The following is a 17,730-nucleotide window of genomic DNA, read 5'->3' on the forward strand; positions in this document are numbered from 1 at the left end:
CCTTATTATTCGATGCTCCGCATCTTTATGTACTGCATCCTTTGCTTGGCATTCTACTCTGCGCACTATAATTTTTATTTGCGTCAACCAAAGCACTCTATTTCATAATTGATTATGCTGAAACTCAGCACAAATGCAAAACCAACTGTCCGATAATATTTATTTTCCGATGAATGAATTGACATAAAAAAAAGCGGATCAATGATCCGCTTTCTTAAATATCAAAAACTTAGGTCTTCGGTAAAGTTACACCTGTTTGACCTTGGTACTTACCACCACGGTCTTTATACGATGTTTCACACACTTCGTCAGATTCGAAGAACAACATTTGCGCAACACCCTCACCTGCATAAATACGTGCAGGTAGATTGGTTGTGTTCGAGAACTCTAAAGTAACATGACCTTCCCACTCAGGCTCAAGTGGTGTGACGTTTACGATAATACCGCAACGTGCATAGGTCGATTTACCCAAACACACAGTCAACACATTACGCGGAATACGGAAATACTCAACGGTACGTGCTAAAGCAAATGAGTTTGGTGGAATAATACAAACATCAGCTTCAATGTCGATAAAACTTTTATCATCAAAGTTTTTTGGATCTACAATTGCCGAGTGAACATTGGTAAAAACTTTAAACTCACGTGCACAACGAACATCATAACCATAGCTCGACACACCATAAGAAATGAGTTTTTGACCATTTTCATCTAAACGAACTTGGTTTTCTGCATACGGTTCGATCATGCCGTGTTTTTCGCTCATTTCGCGAATCCAACGATCGGACTTAATAGCCATTTATTCTTTCCAAAAAGCTTAATTTCAATAATTGCGTTGTACTTTAACTGAAATCGCTTTCAATGAAAATAAGCGCGTTTAAGTTCTCAAAATTTCTGGCTTTAATTACTAAATTAAAAACTTAAAATCGCAGAATAGCTCAGTGGAATCGAAAAACTCATCAAAACCAGCGATGCTGTTTTTTGCAGGTTAGATTGGTTAAGCCAACGAATTTTATTGCTCGCTAAAATTGACCCGATAAAAGTCCAAAAGAAAGCAATTGGAACGATCAAAACCAAAAACAGCGACATATGTGACAGATAATAATCTAGTTTTGTCCACGCAATGGTTGGGAAAATGGCTGAAGCAAACAATAATGCTTTAGGGTTCAATAGTGTTGCCAAAAACAGTTCACGTGCCCGAATAGTCGGTTGATTAAAACTCACTTCAGCATCGGCTGTACGCCATAATTTGATGGCCAAATAAATGATATAGCTTGCACTGAACAGTTTTAAAATAGTCGGCAATAAAGGCAAGTGTACGGACACTTTTCCAATAAGGAAGCCCCATGCCGTGATTGAAATGAGATAGCCAAAAGCTTCTGCTGGAATGAGACGCAAAGATTTACGAATACCGACTTGAATGCCCGAAGAGGCAAGTAAGGTATTGGTTGGTCCTGGAGTTAAAAGAATGGTTATCACTAAACCAATAAAAAACCAAGTGACCATATTCACAGACCCACATATATATAGCTATAAGCGTAATGACTTGCCATGCTGAAAGCAATCAAATTTAGTGAACCGTGATAACAGTTTTTTTAATTTTCATTCAATACTTAACATAAATAACGTATAAGACCCTTACCCAATCTAGCATTCATAAAAATGACGCCACATGCTTTATTCTTTTTTCAAATCAATGATTTTATAAATCAAATAGACATGCCTAATGAAAAAAAACTATTCAAATGATTTTTAATCAGTTACTTTTTAAAACATGCGTATTTTTATTCATCAATCTGATCGCGCAAAGTCAAGGATAAAAGAGCCAAGTGAATGGCTTTGAAGATAATAAAACGAGGAAAAGTATATGAAAAAATGGACTCAACTCACGCTACTTTCAATTGCACTTGCGGGTCTAGGAGCATGCTCAAGTGACAATAAAACCACGACTTCAGGCGATGTTCAAACTGAAACCAGTGCACAAGCATCCGACAAACTCCAAAGTAAATTTGTCAACATAGCAACAGGTGGCGCATCTGGGCCATACAACGTGATTGGCACCAGTTTGGCTGAAATTTATAATAAAACCTACGGTGTAAATTCAAAAACCCAAACCACAGGCGCATCGGTAGAAAATCTTAACTTACTCAAACAGAAAAAAGTCGAAATGGCTTTTGTCATGAGTGACAGCTTAACTGAAGCACTGAATGGCACAGGCAGTTTTGCCAGTGGGAAAATTGATAATGTCCAACAAATTGCAGCACTTTATCCCAACTATGTGCAAATTGTGGCGTCAAAAAAATCAGGCATTAAAAAGCTTGAAGACTTAAAAGGTAAACGCATTGCCGTCGGTGCCCAAAACTCAGGGGTTGAAGTTAATGCGCGCACCCTCTTAAATGGTTTTGGTATTACTTACAATGACGTGAAGGTCGATTATCTAGGCTATGCAGAAGCCGCGGATGCTTTAAAGGGTGGAAAAATTGACGCTGCATTCTTAACCAGTGGTATCCCCAACTCATCCTTGATGGAACTGCAACAAGGTTTCGATTTACAACTGGTCGGGATCGATCCTGAGAAAGTGAAACAAATCGCCAAAAACCAAACCTATTTCCTATCTCTGAATATTCCGAAAGGCACTTATGGTAATGCAGAAGATATTCCAACTGCGGCCATTATGAACGCTTTAGTGGTACGTTCCGATCTTTCTGAAGATGATGTCTATAAACTGACCAAAACCTTCTTTGATAGTTTAGGACAATTGGCCAACTCACATCAGGCAGCGACAGAAATTAATCTGGAAACGGCTCAAAAAGGCGTGGTTGCTCCGCTACACCCTGGGGCTAAGCGTTATTACGACGAACTCGCAGCGAAAAAATGAAGCTGAAAAAAGGTGCAGTGATTACTGCACTTTTTCTACTCGGTTTATGCGGGCTGTTGTTCTTACCTGTTCGCTATAGCGAAGTAACTGTTGCTCAAATGCAGTGCCGAATTTCAACAGCACAATTTAGTTTGCAGTGGAAACATTCAGTTGAAAAAACCCGTTGGATTGAAAACTATCAACAGGAGCAACAGCACTTTATATTGCGCTACACCGACCTGATTTCTTTCGGTGCAGGCACACCGAATGACTACCCCATCATCTTTCAAAAAGACGGTATGGTCAGAATGAAAGTTAATCGGCGCATTGATCAAATCAACTGGATCATTTCCAAGAATATGCAAGGCAGTATCATCATTCACCAGAGCGTCTGGCCCATTTTTCAACAATATCCAGATTACACCTTGGTTCAAATTACAGCACAACAACAGCCCTTGTGGAAAGCATGGCAGATCGGAGAATGCCGATGACTCAAAATGAAGACAAAGTTGCCCCTGAACAATTAGATGAGCAACAACAACAAGCCATTTTAGAAAAATTTGATCGTGAGTCAGTGACTCGTACCCCAAGCAACAAATCTGTGGCATGGTTCATAGCGGCGATTGCTATTTTCTATTCCTTATTTCATTTATTTATTACCTTTAATCCACTACCCGAACTGATTCAACGTTCCGCCCATGTCGCTATTGGTTTGGTTTTGATCTTTCTACTTTATCCTGCACGTCAGTCCAGTTCACGACAAAGCATCCCTTGGTTGGATTGGTTACTTGCCCTAGCCTCTTTAGCAACCTTTTTATACCTTTGGAAAGAATATCAAGCCATTATGACCACGCGTGGGGGTATTCCAAACACCTTAGATATTGTTTTTGCCATTTTAGCCGTGGTGCTGGTGGTTGAAGGTGCTCGGCGGGTCATGGGATGGATGCTGCCTATTTTAGGTTTAGTCTTTCTGTCTTACCCGTTTTTTAGCCACTATGACTGGGTCCCTGATCGTTTATTGACGCGCCCGTATAGTATTAGTGATATTTTCGGGCAAATGTATTTAAAAACCGAAGGGCTTTATTCTTCCGCAATCGGTGCTTCAGTCACTTTTATTTTCCTGTTTATTTTGTTTGGTGCTTTTTTGGCGAAATCAGGCATGGGAAAACTGTTTAATGATCTCGCGATGGCACTTGCGGGACATAAACAAGGTGGCCCTGCAAAAGTTGCCGTCATTTCCAGTGGATTTATGGGCAGCATTAATGGCACAGCGGTGGCCAATGTCGTAGGTACTGGTTCATTTACCATTCCCCTGATGAAAAAAATTGGCTACCACAAAAATTTTGCAGGTGCTGTTGAAGCCAGCGCTTCTGTAGGTGGACAAATTTTACCCCCTGTGATGGGAGCCAGTGCCTTCATTATGGCTGAAACCACGGGTGTCAGTTATGGCACCATTGCCCTTGCAGCCACGCTTCCGGCTTTACTCTACTATTTAGGTGTGATGGCTCAAGTTCATTTCCGTGCTGGTAAAGACAATTTAAAAGGTGTCCCGAAAGCGGATTTACCACGGGTTAAAGATGTCCTAAAAGAGCGAGGGCACTTACTTATTCCAATCGTGGCTTTGGTGTTTTTCCTCTTTCAATCCATCCCTGTCAGTTATGCCGCAGTCTACACCATTGTCTTAACTGTGATTGTGGCGAGTTTCCGCAAATCGACCCGTATGGGTTTCAAAGAAATATTAGAAGCGCTCGCCGATGGTGCAAAGCAATCCCTTTCAGTCATGGCAGCCTGTGCTGTGGTGGGGATTATTATTGGTGTGGTGAGCCTGACCAGCTTTGGCTCTGTCATGACCTCCTCGATTATGAGCATCGGTGCAGGCAGCCTATTTCTAACGCTGTTCTTTACCATGATTGCATCAATGATTTTAGGTATGGGACTTCCTTCGATTCCAGCCTATATCATTACCGCGACCATGGCTGCACCCGCTTTGGCAAACTTTGATATTCCCACACTGGTGGCGCATATGTTTGTGTTCTACTTTGGTCTGTTTGCCAATATTACGCCACCTGTCGCCTTAGCCGCCTTTGCAGGTGCGGGAATCGCAGGGGGCGACCCAATGCGCACAGGTTTCCAAGCCTTGAAACTTTCTTTGGCAGGTTTCATTGTCCCGTTCTTGTTTGTCTATAACCCTGCCATGCTGATGATTGATACAGCCAATGTCGCAGTCAATGCGCGTGAGTTTGCTTTTCCTGCATGGACAACTATTGTGAGTATTGTCTTTACCTCAGTGGTTGGGATTTTGGCACTGGGGGCAGCAGTTGAAGGTTACTTTAAAGTTGGTTTGAACTGGTTCTGGCGAATTTTCTTAGGTGCAGGTGCTTTATGTATGATTATCCCTGAAACCGTGACTGATATTATCGGGATTGTGATGGTGGTGATCGCCATCAGCATTAATATTATGCAAGCCAAAAAACAAAATCAGTCCTATTCACTCTCCTAAAAAAGCAAAAAAAAGCCCAACTCAACAGGTTGGGCTTTTTTTATGGCTGATTTAGAAAATACGAGTCTGATCTTTTTCAGCCTGAGGCAGTGCGGCTGCAATTTTTTCAGCAATCTGCATATAGCTGTCTGCTGCACTGTCTTCCACTAAAACAGAAGGCTTACCCGCATCCGCATTTTCACGGATTTGTACATTTAAAGGCAAACGTCCCAACAGCGGAATAGCATATTGCTTCGACAGTTGATCTCCACCGCCCGTACCAAAAATTTGCTCTTCAAATCCACAATTTGAGCAAATATGGGTCGACATATTTTCCACAACGCCCATGACTGGAATGTGTACGCGGTTAAATAACTCAATACCTTTGGTCGCATCCATAAGTGCCACGTTTTGCGGTGTGGTTACAATCACCGCACCTGTCACAGGAATACGTTGCGCAAGCGTCAACTGAATATCACCTGTACCCGGTGGCATATCAATCATCAAGACATCTAAGTCAGGCCATAAGGTTTGATTGAACAGTTGCATCAACGCACCTGTCGCTTTCGGCCCACGCCAAGCCACAGGAGTATTATGATCACCTGTTAAATGCCCAATCGATAACACTGCCAAACCATAGGCATCTAAGGGTACAAAATTTTCCGCTTCAATCATCGGCGTTTTGCCCGCATTACCCAACATGGTCGGAATACTTGGACCATAAATGTCCGCATCTAAGACCCCAACTTTTAAGCCGAGCTTTTGCAAAGCAAGTGCAAGGTTTACCGTGGTGGTTGATTTGCCCACGCCCCCCTTGCCCGAGGACACCAAAATCACATTTTGAATACGCGGATGCTTCGGCACATCACGTTGTTGTGGCGCTGCTTTTTGAATGGGTGGATTGTTTGGATCAGTTTCAACGGGTTGTGCAGCAGCTTGGGGTGCTGAGCCTGAAGCATCAATCACTGGGGGTAAATTGCTTTTCGGTGCTGATTCTTTTGCTTGGCTTGAACAGCTTTCACCTTCAGCATGCTGATGTCCACAACCACCTGATTTTTCTTTATGTCTCGTTTTTTGCTGAATCACATGCATGTTTAATTCTTTGATACCACATGCTTCAAGCGCAATCGCCAAATCATCATGAATCTGTTGTAAATCATCTGCTTCGGCAGGAAAAGTATTGATGGTAATTTGCAGAATATTGCCCTGTACATTCACTTGAGTAATGCGGTCTTTTAACGCATGGTTTGAATTGGGCAAGATATAGTTTTGCAGTACTGTTTGGATTTCTTCTTCCTTTACCTCCTGCGCAGGAGAAAAAACTGATTTAAGAGAAGAAAGCCACGACATATATGTACTCCAAATTCGAGTATTCAGCTGAATGCTATAGTTTAACCACAAAACGAACTTAGGTTAAGTTCAGTATTTATGGATTATGCCATGAAATTTAGTATTCCTAGCTTTTTAGTTGGTTTTATACGCTGAATATCAAAGGGCGAAGCTTAGTCGCTTAAGCTAACTGAAAAAATAAAATCGGTGAATTGGATCAAATTTGAACGTAAAGAATTGTAAGTACAATCCAATCTCCCCATTTAAGGTGATGTTATTGCATAGCAAAATATCTATATTCTGTTGTTCTATCTTTACGCGATTTGGGGGAGAAAAAAATGAAACTTTGGGCCGTGGTTGTTTTGGCTTGCACCATATCTAGCTTTAGTTTTGCAGATACATCAACCAATTCATTTAAAACCCCTGCGGGTCAAACGGTGACTATCGGTGATCAAGTTCAAGACATGCAGAAAAAAATCGATTTATCGCCAATTTCTATGTCCTCTACCCCAATCAGCAGTGCACCGAATAGCCCACTTGAGACGGTATATGTATATGAAATTGCAAACTATCGTTACACCATTCGCACCGTGAACAATCAAATTCAGAGCATCATGTGGTTTAATTTAGACGCAGACCCTGCACTGAGTACACAGTCTACGCCATAGTCTTAGCGAACATTTAAGTCCGACATTCGCCATTTCAAACGGATTAAGCTTGGTCGTCTTTTTTAAACTTTTGCAGTGTTTCTGTGGCTTTCTTTTTCAACTCGTCAAACTTTTCAGTGGCTTGCACCTTAAATTCTTCCAGTTTAATTTCAGCCTCATGCTTTAACTCTGTGGCTTTAAGTTTTGCCTCATCCAGTTTATGCCCTGCTTCAACTTTAAAATGATCCAATTTTTCCTGCGCAACTTGTTTCGCATGCTCGGCTTTGGCTTGTGCAGACTCCAACTTTTGCTCAAAGGCTGCATCACCTTCGGCTTTACTTTCTGCTGCGTTCTGCTTTAAGTCAGTCAGCTGCTTTTCAGCATCAAGCTTAGCTTCAGTGGCCTGATGTTTAACATCTTCCAGTACTTTCTCGCCTTCGAGTTTTGCCGCTTGAGCTTTCAACTTCAAGTCTTCACCCAACTCAGTCGCTTTGGTTTTTAAATCATCGAGTTTATTGTCATTCGTCATGTCACAGCCCTCTTTCGTATTTAAAATTTTGCTTAACTCAGAGTTATACAACGCTTTTTTAGTTGCTGACTTCATTTGCATCATTTGGAAACAATAGCTGTACAGGATGCATAAATTTATTGCTGATCCTGTACAACAATTTTAAGGTCTTTAACGTTTTAAGGTACTGATAAAACTCATGACCGCAAATAACCAAACCAACAAGATAAAAGCACGCGCTTGGTTAAAGCGAGTGACATCTGCACCATGCACAATATTATGACGGCTCGCTGTAACACTAGAACTGCTATCCATTTTCAATGCTTCAAGACTTAAGAAATAGGGATTGATTTCACTGGCAATTTTGACTTTGTGCCACAAGCTTTTGACTTCATGACCTTTCAAGCCCGGTACAATTTTATAGACATCGACAAACTTGGTTTGATTTTGCTTTAAATACCCATGTTCAATCAGCGCATCCGTCAAAATTCCTTCAATTTGACCATAAAGAACCGTAATACACCCTGCATAACACTGCTGTTGATACAGTTTTAAAGTTTCTTCAATCACGCTGCGGCGTTGGGCTTGGAATGCCCCCAAATCCATCGCGTCGTAAGCGTCAAGCAAAGTCGTTTGGAAATAGTCCGTTTGAATTAAATCGGGCAACTGAAACTTAGTCATATCCGCTTCTTTTTCATTGGCCATTTGCCAGAAAAACAACAGATTGAGCACGTCATTGGCCATTGGTTCATCACTTTCATACTCAAGCTGATCGGCCATGACTGCAAAGTACGGATCTTCAGACTCGAGCTGACGGAGCGACTCGACCAATTGTGCATGTGGTCGACTACCCATTGAAGCAAGATATTGTTCAGCTTGTTGTAAAAGACGATTGCCCAATAGTTTGGTCGCTTGTGGATTTTGCGGAATTCGGGTCACGGGTTGGTCGAAATCAAAATCATCATCGATCATGGACGGCATACTCTTAAAAACGGGCTGAATCTAAGTATTATCGCTGTTATTGCAAAATGGATATATAACCATTTCTAATTTTCTATCTTTCTTTTTCCATTTGAGAGATTCTCTGAATAACGTCAGAACCTAATGATCTTGTGTTTTTTTCATTCCCTTTCAGGTTATTTAAATCAACATTAATTCTAATAGCAATTTCTCTTAATATAGGTTTTGCAACAGATTGCAGCACTTGATTTTTGCTTATGTTAATACTTAAGTTTGATAATTGCTGAATCTGATACTCTCCAAAAATCACTTCTTTAATTACTGAAACATTGTCACTAACGATCTCTATCTCATAACCCAACTCATCAGCTCGGTCTAAAATCGCCTGAATATTTCCTGCACCCCATTGATTTGAAATAACAAATTTTCCATCAGTCAAATCTAAAACCTCATCGACTTCAGAAAAATATCTATTCTTATCATTTGTCTGAATCACTTCATCATAACGCTTGTACATTTTTCTCCCCTTTCTTAATTCTTGAGGAAAATCAAACAATAAATCTTCAAGAGATAAAATATTATTATTTTTAATATGTGTTTTAATTAGTTCTAGTACCAGTTTTCTTTTATTTAACTCTAATCCGTTAAATAAGTATTTAGAATAATCCTTACTATTTAGATTTTTCTGTATTTCTCTTCTTTCTTCAGCTTTCTTTTGAGCTCGTATTTGATAATCTTTTGCCTCAGGCAAAGGTAACACTTGCTGGATATCAATCAAAATTTGATCTTGATATTTGTATGGTTTCATTCGAACACAAGTAATATCCAAGTCCCTCTCATTCAACCATATTACGGATGTAGTCAGTTCTTTAGAAAACTCAGCAGAAACTAGAATGATTCGAACATCATTACCAAAATTTGTTTCATTAATCGCATCTAATTCAATAAAATCCTCAATAGTTTCTCTAGCATTTTCTCTTGTAAAGCCTTCCTCTCCATTTTTGTTTCTATAGTCTACCAATACATCCAATGCATGCTCAAAAGTCATGGTAGAAATCATAGAAGCGTAACGAAGGGCCTGTAACTCCATATGATCACCTGTATCGGTGCGTTTTAACTCTATGATCACTAAATTTGCTTGTTTATCAATTGCTAATAAATCAATACGTTTACGTGAAGCATCCCATTCTGCATATTCCTCCGTTAAAACTAAGCAATCCGCTGCAATCACGCTAATATTCTGCTTTAAAGCTTGCTGTAAATGCTAACGCTCTAAAATAGATTCATTGATAAACGTTGTTCCTTGTATGGCATTTAATTGACCATTCTCCAATAAGAATATGCTCATATTTACCTTATGCTATTAAATTAAATAAATAAAATTGCAGTTAGACTAACATGTAGAAGTTAAATCATCTCTTGTTTTTATTCTACTTTTTAGGAAGCATCGCTTTGTATTACCTCATTCATCAGGTAAAATCGTTGACCTTATATAAAATACGAATGAGAGAGTCATATCCGTGCGTAATATTTTAGTCACTAACGCCCTACCATACGCCAATGGCCCCATCCATATGGGACACTTACTCGGTTATATCCAAGCAGATATTTGGGTTCGTGCCATGCGTGCAATGGGACACGATGTGACTTATGTATGTGCGGATGATGCTCACGGTACAGCTATCATGCTACGTGCAGAAGCCAATGGTATTTCACCTGAAGATCAGATTGCCAATGTGCAAAAAGAACACATCCGTGATTTTGACGGTTTTGGCGTGCATTTCGACCATTATGATTCAACCCATAGTGATGAAAACCGTGTTCGTGCTTCTGAAATTTATGTGAAAAACCGCGAAGCAGGCAATATTGCCATCCGTCCTGTCAACCAGCTTTTTGACCCTGAAAAAGGCATGTTCTTATCGGATCGTTTCATTAAAGGCACGTGCCCGAAATGTAAGTCGGAAGATCAATACGGCGATGCGTGTGAAGTCTGCGGTACAACATACAACGCGACTGAGCTTTTAAACCCGAAATCGACTTTAAGTGGTGCAACGCCTGTAGAGAAATCTTCAGATCACTACTTCTTTAAACTGCCGAATTTCTCAGAATATTTACAAAAATGGACGCGTGACCAAGGTCGCCTACCTGTTTCAATTGCCAACAAACTGGATGAATGGTTTGAAGCAGGTTTATCAGACTGGGATATTTCACGTGATGCGCCGTATTTCGGTTTTGAAATTCCAGATGCACCGAATAAATATTTCTATGTTTGGGTAGATGCACCGATTGGTTATATGTCGAGTTTTGAAAACTACATCAAAGCTAAACGTCCTGATTTAAGTTTTGACGACTTTTGGAAGAAAGACTCTGACAAAGAAGTCTATCACTTCATTGGTAAAGACATCGTTTACTTCCATGCGCTGTTCTGGCCTGCAATGCTTGAAGGTGCAAATTACCGTACGCCATCGGGTTTATTCGTCAATGGTTTCTTGACGGTGAACGGTCAAAAGATGTCGAAGTCTCGCGGTACATTCATCAAGGCTGAAACGTATTTAGAGCACTTAAACCCTGAATACTTACGTTACTACTTCGCGTCTAAACTGTCAGATAAAGTTGAAGATTCTGATTTGAACTTGGATGATTTCGTTCAGAAAGTAAACTCTGACTTAGTTGGTAAAGTGGTCAACATTGCCAGCCGTTGTGCAAAATTCATCAACACCAAGTTTGAAAATAAATTATCAGCAACTTGTGCAGAGCCTGAATTGGTACAAAGCTTTATTGATGCGGGTGACTCAATTGCTAAAGCCTATGAAGCACGTGAGTTCTCTGCCGCGATTCGTGAAATTATGGCGCTTGCAGATAAAGCCAACCAATATATCGATGAGAAAAAACCTTGGGCTTTAGCCAAAGTTGAAGGCGAAGAACAACAAGTACATGATGTATGTTCGGTGGGGATTAACCTGTTCCGTCAATTGGCTGTGTACCTTGCACCTGTACTTCCAACTTTAGCGGCTCAAGTGCAAGAGTTCTTAAAACTAGACCGCTTCGACTTTGCTTCTGCTCAAACAGCATTGGTTGATCATGAAATTGCACTGTTCCAACCTTTAATGCAACGTGTAGACCCGAAAGCAGTTGCGGCAATGGTCGATGCATCTAAAGACTCTTTAGCTGCTGCAGCTGAACCTGTAAAAGTGGAAAAGAAAGCTGCACCTGCCAAAGTTGAGCCTAAAGTAGGTGAAGCTGTTTCTGAAAACAATGTAATTGGTATTGAAGACTTTATGAAAGTTGACCTACGTGTCGCTGAAGTTTTAGAAGCTGCAACGGTAGAAGGCTCTGACAAACTTCTACAACTGACTTTAAATGTTGGCGAAGCTGAACCGCGCAATGTATTCAGTGGTATTCGTGAGTTTTACCAACCAGAAGACCTTAAAGGCAAATTGGTGGTGATGGTGGCGAACCTTGCACCACGTAAAATGCGTTTTGGTATTTCTAACGGTATGGTTTTAGCTGCGGGCAATGGCGAAGGTGTTTGGGTGATTTCACCTGAATCTGGTGCTAAGCCGGGTGATAAAGTGTCTTAAGGTTTAATTCTTAAATAAAAAGCTTCTACATTGTAGGGGCTTTTTTTATTGGTTTTTAGTTCCCTCTCCTTCTTTAAAGGAGAGGGTTAGGGTGAGGATTTATTGAATCACTGCCCTACTTTACAATCTAAACTCAATTTTCACTGCGTAGGCACTGCCTTACTTTTGAAAGATCAAAAGTAACAAAAATCTTTTGTTAGCTTGATAATACGTCCATGTATCACAAGCTAACGGCGACATCCATGTCGCCTACATCTAAATTAATTTGGTGACAAACTTTGTTTTTTATTATTTCCAATAATGCCGCTGTCGACTTTAGAACCTCTGCATTCGCTTTAGATTGTTCCTGTATCAAAACTGAGTCCTCTTTAATAGAATCAAAAAGGCTTTGACCAAAATAGCATTTTGCTAAATCAGTCCTGATCTCATGTTGCTTGTCTTCAGGCAAGAGTACCAAATACTCAGGTAATGCTTCTAATTCCATGAATGTTTGGTGTGCTTGCTCTGAAATTTTTCGATAGAAACCAATTTGCTTATAACAGTAAGCAAATAAAGTTACTATCAAAGCAACTATTGTAATTTTAATGGTAATAGCATTTGAAATATTTAATGAGTCAAAAAAAGCATGAACAAATAATTGCCCTATTACAAAAGACACAGATAAACATACAAGTAACATCAGGTACAATTCATAGACTTCAACAATTCGCTTATAATCTTTATATTTCTTTTTATAGATTTCTTTTGTTTTTCTTGACGAGGCTTCACCTTTATATAAGTTTAAATCTGATATGAGTTCATCTACTTGATCATTTTTAACATTAAAAATAGGATTAATATCTTTTTCAATACTTACTTTTAAGTGATTAAAGATAGATTGAGAAGCAAAAAAATACCCTTGAATAATCTTATAATTAGTAATTAATATCTCACAGCCCTCAACCAAATAATAAAAACCGCCCTCACCGAAACTAGGTAATTTTGCTTCATGAACTACTATAGAATATCCCCTAAAAACACTCTCTAGTTTATCTAATTCTGCAGCGATTGAATCCAAAAAAAATTTTTGGTTTTCACTATCCCAAGTACCTATCTCCTGAAGAATCCGATTACCAATATTTCGACTTTGATAAACATTACCTCGCATAATTCTAGCGATATGAAATGGATCAGAAACTCTCTCCTTTTCATTCTCTTGTATAAACTCTTCTACTATTTTTTCATCAGAATAGGGAGCTAATGCCTTTATAAATTGCTCTAAGTAATTCTGATATTGCCGTAATTTTTGGTTGATTTCTCGCATCGCATTATAAAATCTTATTGATATTTATAAGATTATACTTTATTTAGTATTTAAAGATATGCTAAAACAACCTATCCCTTTAAAACTTATAAGAAACTTATGAAGACTTTAAAACCACTTTTTCTCGCTTTAACCCTAAGCACAACAGCCATCACCACTCAAGCTGCTGAACCGACCATCCCCCAAGAAAAACAAGTCTCAGGCTATTATCAATACCAAGCAGGTGATGTACAAATCACGGCCCTGCTCGATGGCACCAACTTCATGTCGCCTAAACTCTTTCAAAACATTCCAGAAAAAGAAGTCCATGAAATATTAAAGAAATATGCTGCCGACCAAGCCAAAGGCGTACAAACCTCAGTCAATGCCTTCCTCGTGAATACAGGTCATTCGCTGGTTTTAGTGGATAGCGGCGCTGCGAGCTGTTTTGGCGAACACTTGGGTTCAGTATTGAGCAACTTAAAAGCATCTGGCTATCAACCAGAGCAAGTCGATACTATCTTACTCACGCATCTACACCCTGATCATGTGTGTGGTATTAGCCAAAATGGTGTGGCAAACTTTCCAAATGCAACGGTTTATGTTTCGAGCGATGAAGCGAACTATTGGCTAAACCCGAAACAGGTCGAAAAGCTCCCGAAAGAAAAACAAGCAGGTTACTTAGGAACTGTTGAAAAAATTAAACAGGCCATTGCGCCCTATCAAGCCAAACAACGCTTCAAACCGTATCAATTGGGCGATCAAGTTCAGGGATTTAAAGTCATTAATACCGCGGGGCATACACCTGGACATTTTAGCTATGAGTTAAAAACCAAAGATGAAACAGTGGTCTTTATTGGTGACATTGTGCACTCACATACCGTGCAATTCGACAAGCCAGAAACCGCTATTGATTATGATATCGACCCGAAAAAAGCAGTGCAAACACGCTTAAAGCAATTTGCCGAATATGCAAAAGGCGGGCAAACCATTGCAGCGCCACACTTGCCATTCCCTGCTATTGGACATATCTATTCGGCAGATGGGAAAAGCTATCAATGGATTCCTGTGCATTTTAAGGATTAATTTATACGAAAATTACCTCTTCTTTGGGCTGAGAGTTAAAAGTCAGCTCACCCCAAACATAAGTTTGTTAAATCATAAAAAATCCCCTCATTTGAGGGGATTTTTTTTTACTACTGTGGACTCATCGAGTTTTGTACAAAATGCGGGGAGCGAGGTCCGTATAGCAACCCTTTTTGCTGCATCAACTGCGGAGCATACAACTGCGTACTCACACTGTTAGACAGCACATAGGCTTTGTCAGATAAATGATTAGAAATTTGGTCAATCAAGGCACCCACCAACATCCCGACCAGACCCGCGTTGCTATTATTATTGGCTTGTTGGATTTTTTCCTGACCTTCCCATAATAATGCTCCGGTTTTTAAATCAACCAATTTCGCCTCTACCGCAACGGTCGAAACGGATTGAATCACCTGATACTTAGAACCATATTCTTTAACTTTGACATACAGTGCGGCATCCGCTCCAAAAATTTCATTGAGTTTCTGAATTGGAATTTGCTGCGCATCATAGCCATTGGTTACGCCGTTTTCTTTAAATAGCGTATCGACCACAGAAATGGGGAACACATAATAGCCCGCTTCTGCTACAGGTAAAGTCACGGTAGACCAATACCCATAGGTCGCCCGTGTATCGGGTGACTCATTCACAGGCGGCAATACCAAAATGGATTTTGGCATATTGGCATGATATGCAGATAAGTCACGTTTACTTTTTGGTGTCGTAGCACAACCTGTAAAGAGTGTCACAGCAAGGCCAAGTACGCATAGTTTTTTGAAATTTTTCACTTCACACTTCCTGCCGCAGACTGAGCCGTCATTTTTTTCAAAAGACGATCCATTAATACTGTCGACTCTGGGTAGGTTTGACGTTCAAGTTCAAAATACTGAACAGCACGTGGCCCATTATTGATATTTAAATTCAATAAACCCAAATGTGCATATAAGCCCGGAGGCACTGCTGCATTTTTGGCTTTGGCTTTTTCAATATCTTTTTCAAGTTTGCCAATCTGCTCTTGTGGAGAAGTCTTTTCTGGCAGACTCAACATCAAATAGGTTTGCTGCGGGTATTCGCCCCAGCTATATAACGATTTTGGCGCTGAAACACAGCCCACCAAAGTCATGGTGCAGATTGCACCTAAAACCAATACGATTTTTTTCATTGATTCAAACCAATTACTGCGCAGACCACTTATTGGTTTGAATATCCAACACCAAATTATTAACCGCTTCACGCACAGCCAAATCTAGAACTTTACCGTTTAAAGTTGAATCATAAGAAGCGGTAGAACCAAAACCTAAAATTTCACGTTCACTGAGTGCATACTCGCCTGCGCCTTGCACAGAGTGAACAATTTCTGCTGTTTTTACATCGACAATATTTAAGTTCACTTTGGCATAAGCAATTTGGGTTTTACCACGGCCCAATATGCCAAATAGCTGGTGATCACCAACTTCTTTACGGCCAAATTCAGACACGTCGCCCGTTAATACATAACGTGCGCCTTTGATGGCTTGAGAGGATTTAGTAAAGCCTGCTTCTTGTTGTAATTCAGCAAGGTTGTCACGGTTTAGGACAGAGAAATAGCCCGATTGCTGTAAATGCGTTTCTAAAATAGTTTTCGCCTGACCACCTAAGCGGTCAACATTGTCTGAAAAAATGCCACGCATATAGCTCGAACGGTTGTCAAATTTCCCTACAGAAACTGGCGTTTTAGTGCCAGCGTATTTAACGGTCGCCACTGCCGCTGTTACTTGTGGTGATTGAATTGTTTTTGACGTTTCTGTTGTTGAACATGCAGATAATGCTAAGCCACTCAAAACGGCCAAAAATATAGATTTATTCAAAATTTATCCCTCAAATCTTTAATTTAAAAATCATTAAAAAAATCAAAGGGATTATAACCATTTAGCTTTTCGTTACCTATACAAAATCCAGTTTTGTTGTTGTCAACCTTATCACTTCATTCCAAAAATAAGTTTCAAACCTAACACCGTCATCACTGCCCCTGCTGCGCGGTCAAATACGGCTTTAAACTTCAAATACACACGACGCGGCTTTTCAGCAGACAATGCCACTGCAACCAACGAACACCAACCCGCATCAATAAAGAAACACAGGATGGGCAGTACATAATAGTAATAAGTTGGGATTTCTTTGGGTAAAAGTGCAGTAAAAATACTGGCTAGAACAATCGCAATTTTAGGGTTGGAGAGCTGAGTAATTAAGCCAGTCATAAAGGCACGGCGTAAAGTCATTGCTTTTGAGCTGGAATGATCTGCCTCAATCGGCTCTTTGGCATGTTTAATAATTTTAAACGCGAGCCAAAGCAAATAGATCCCGCCACAAATTTTTAAGGCCAAATACGCTGACGGCACTGCCAACAAAAAGGCTTGTAAACCAAGTACAGCCAACAGACCAAAAATAGCTGCGCCTGTTCCAGTCCCCAGTGCGGTAAATAGGCCATGCTTTCGAGAAATCGCTATCGAATTTTTTGCTACATAAATCGACGTCGGTCCAGGGCTCATTGCGCCTAACATTAATGCAAAGGCAATCGAGCCCAAAATCCAAAATGATTCCAAGAGTGACCTCTAAATTGAGAGAATTTAATCAGCTGCGATTTTACGCTAAACAAAGTTTTTACGATATTCACTTTATCAGTTATTTTTCACATTTATATCGTGATCAAGCCGCAGCATGTACATCCATTATATTTTTTAATGATAAATAAAAAAGCCTATTTTAAGGAAATTTGGCATAGGGCATAGTGAAAACAATAATAGAGCAATTGCTCAACAATAAAATTCAAAATCAGATATTTAGATCATATTAAATTTTAATAAAAAGACAAATGTGTATTAAAAATAGCCACCATATGCTTATTTTTGATTACAAAATATAATAGGGGGATTGCTTCCCTTTTCATACATTTTTCATATATAAAAGACTTACTATTTATAAGGTTTTATTTCTAAAAACCACATTTTTAACTTCATAATTT

General features: G+C 39.8%; 17 protein-coding genes. 6 read left to right on the forward strand and 11 right to left on the reverse strand.

Going from position 1 to position 17,730, the window contains the following annotated elements; all coding sequences use genetic code 11:
• Positions 1 to 229: 229 nt before the first annotated feature.
• Both dcd and JZ787_RS02545 read right to left on the reverse strand, forming a co-directional pair.
• Positions 230 to 799 (reverse strand): dCTP deaminase, encoded by a 570-nt coding sequence (dcd, locus tag JZ787_RS02540; RefSeq protein WP_004694514.1) that lies wholly within the window; start codon positions 797 to 799, stop codon positions 230 to 232.
• Positions 800 to 912: 113 nt separating this feature from the next.
• Entirely contained in the window at positions 913 to 1,506 is a 594-nt protein-coding gene (locus JZ787_RS02545; RefSeq protein WP_004694517.1) for a LysE family translocator, read from the reverse strand.
• Positions 1,507 to 1,867: 361 nt separating this feature from the next.
• Here JZ787_RS02545 and JZ787_RS02550 point away from each other — a divergent pair, with 361 nt between their 5' ends.
• Genes JZ787_RS02550 through JZ787_RS02560 form a run of 3 tightly spaced genes read left to right on the forward strand, consistent with a single transcriptional unit; the run spans position 1,868 to position 5,357 of the window.
• A complete protein-coding gene (locus tag JZ787_RS02550) occupies positions 1,868 to 2,878 on the forward strand; it encodes a TAXI family TRAP transporter solute-binding subunit (protein WP_151836362.1) in 1,011 nt (336 codons plus the stop codon).
• Positions 2,875 to 3,348, forward strand: a complete 474-nt coding sequence (locus tag JZ787_RS02555; RefSeq protein WP_279045148.1) for a DUF1850 domain-containing protein — start codon at positions 2,875 to 2,877, stop codon at positions 3,346 to 3,348. The genes JZ787_RS02550 and JZ787_RS02555 overlap by 4 nt, the downstream gene beginning before the upstream one ends.
• The gene (locus JZ787_RS02560; RefSeq protein ID WP_346311553.1) at positions 3,345 to 5,357 is read left to right on the forward strand and encodes a TRAP transporter permease; all 2,013 of its coding nucleotides are present in this window, start codon (positions 3,345 to 3,347) and stop codon (positions 5,355 to 5,357) included. The genes JZ787_RS02555 and JZ787_RS02560 overlap by 4 nt, the downstream gene beginning before the upstream one ends.
• Positions 5,358 to 5,408: 51 nt before the next feature.
• Here JZ787_RS02560 and apbC read toward each other — a convergent pair whose 3' ends face one another.
• Positions 5,409 to 6,686 (reverse strand): iron-sulfur cluster carrier protein ApbC, encoded by a 1,278-nt coding sequence (apbC, locus tag JZ787_RS02565; RefSeq protein ID WP_346311554.1) that lies wholly within the window; start codon positions 6,684 to 6,686, stop codon positions 5,409 to 5,411.
• Between the two features lie 317 nt (positions 6,687 to 7,003).
• Here apbC and JZ787_RS02570 point away from each other — a divergent pair, with 317 nt between their 5' ends.
• A complete protein-coding gene (locus JZ787_RS02570) occupies positions 7,004 to 7,333 on the forward strand; it encodes a hypothetical protein (RefSeq protein WP_004694526.1) in 330 nt (109 codons plus the stop codon).
• Positions 7,334 to 7,376: 43 nt separating this feature from the next.
• On the opposite strand, the gene JZ787_RS02575 is transcribed toward JZ787_RS02570, so the two are convergent.
• The 3 genes from JZ787_RS02575 to JZ787_RS02585 all read right to left on the reverse strand — a co-directional run bounded on the left by JZ787_RS02575 (position 7,377) and on the right by JZ787_RS02585 (position 10,011).
• A complete protein-coding gene (locus JZ787_RS02575; RefSeq protein ID WP_004981189.1) occupies positions 7,377 to 7,841 on the reverse strand; it encodes a hypothetical protein in 465 nt (154 codons plus the stop codon).
• Positions 7,842 to 7,991: 150 nt separating this feature from the next.
• Positions 7,992 to 8,792 (reverse strand): hypothetical protein, encoded by an 801-nt coding sequence (locus JZ787_RS02580; protein ID WP_346311555.1) that lies wholly within the window; start codon positions 8,790 to 8,792, stop codon positions 7,992 to 7,994.
• A gap of 82 nt (positions 8,793 to 8,874) precedes the next feature.
• Positions 8,875 to 10,011, reverse strand: coding sequence for a hypothetical protein (locus JZ787_RS02585; RefSeq protein ID WP_346311556.1), 1,137 nt, complete (start codon positions 10,009 to 10,011; stop codon positions 8,875 to 8,877).
• A 289-nt stretch (positions 10,012 to 10,300) separates the two neighbouring features.
• Here JZ787_RS02585 and metG point away from each other — a divergent pair, with 289 nt between their 5' ends.
• Entirely contained in the window at positions 10,301 to 12,361 is a 2,061-nt protein-coding gene (gene metG / locus JZ787_RS02590; RefSeq protein WP_346311557.1) for a methionine--tRNA ligase, read from the forward strand.
• Positions 12,362 to 12,581: 220 nt separating this feature from the next.
• Here metG and JZ787_RS02595 read toward each other — a convergent pair whose 3' ends face one another.
• Positions 12,582 to 13,664, reverse strand: a complete 1,083-nt coding sequence (locus tag JZ787_RS02595; RefSeq protein WP_346311558.1) for a hypothetical protein — start codon at positions 13,662 to 13,664, stop codon at positions 12,582 to 12,584.
• 99 nt (positions 13,665 to 13,763) lie between these two features.
• Between JZ787_RS02595 and JZ787_RS02600 the strand changes: the two genes are divergently transcribed.
• Positions 13,764 to 14,729 (forward strand): MBL fold metallo-hydrolase, encoded by a 966-nt coding sequence (locus tag JZ787_RS02600; protein ID WP_346311559.1) that lies wholly within the window; start codon positions 13,764 to 13,766, stop codon positions 14,727 to 14,729.
• 110 nt (positions 14,730 to 14,839) lie between these two features.
• Here the strand turns inward: JZ787_RS02600 and JZ787_RS02605 are convergent, their stop codons facing one another.
• The 4 genes from JZ787_RS02605 to JZ787_RS02620 all read right to left on the reverse strand — a co-directional run bounded on the left by JZ787_RS02605 (position 14,840) and on the right by JZ787_RS02620 (position 17,311).
• The gene (locus JZ787_RS02605; protein ID WP_346311560.1) at positions 14,840 to 15,517 is read right to left on the reverse strand and encodes a GNA1162 family protein; all 678 of its coding nucleotides are present in this window, start codon (positions 15,515 to 15,517) and stop codon (positions 14,840 to 14,842) included.
• Positions 15,514 to 15,891 (reverse strand): DUF4810 domain-containing protein, encoded by a 378-nt coding sequence (locus JZ787_RS02610; protein ID WP_078388388.1) that lies wholly within the window; start codon positions 15,889 to 15,891, stop codon positions 15,514 to 15,516. The genes JZ787_RS02605 and JZ787_RS02610 overlap by 4 nt, the downstream gene beginning before the upstream one ends.
• Positions 15,892 to 15,904: 13 nt before the next feature.
• The gene (locus JZ787_RS02615) at positions 15,905 to 16,576 is read right to left on the reverse strand and encodes a CsgG/HfaB family protein (protein WP_058869141.1); all 672 of its coding nucleotides are present in this window, start codon (positions 16,574 to 16,576) and stop codon (positions 15,905 to 15,907) included.
• Positions 16,577 to 16,687: 111 nt separating this feature from the next.
• Complete coding sequence (locus tag JZ787_RS02620; protein WP_346311561.1) at positions 16,688 to 17,311, reverse strand: LysE family translocator; 624 nt, start codon at positions 17,309 to 17,311, stop codon at positions 16,688 to 16,690.
• Positions 17,312 to 17,730 lie beyond the last annotated feature (419 nt).

The sequence above is a fragment of the Acinetobacter sp. BWR-L5 genome (assembly GCF_039655985.1).
GTDB lineage: Bacteria > Pseudomonadota > Gammaproteobacteria > Pseudomonadales > Moraxellaceae > Acinetobacter > Acinetobacter johnsonii.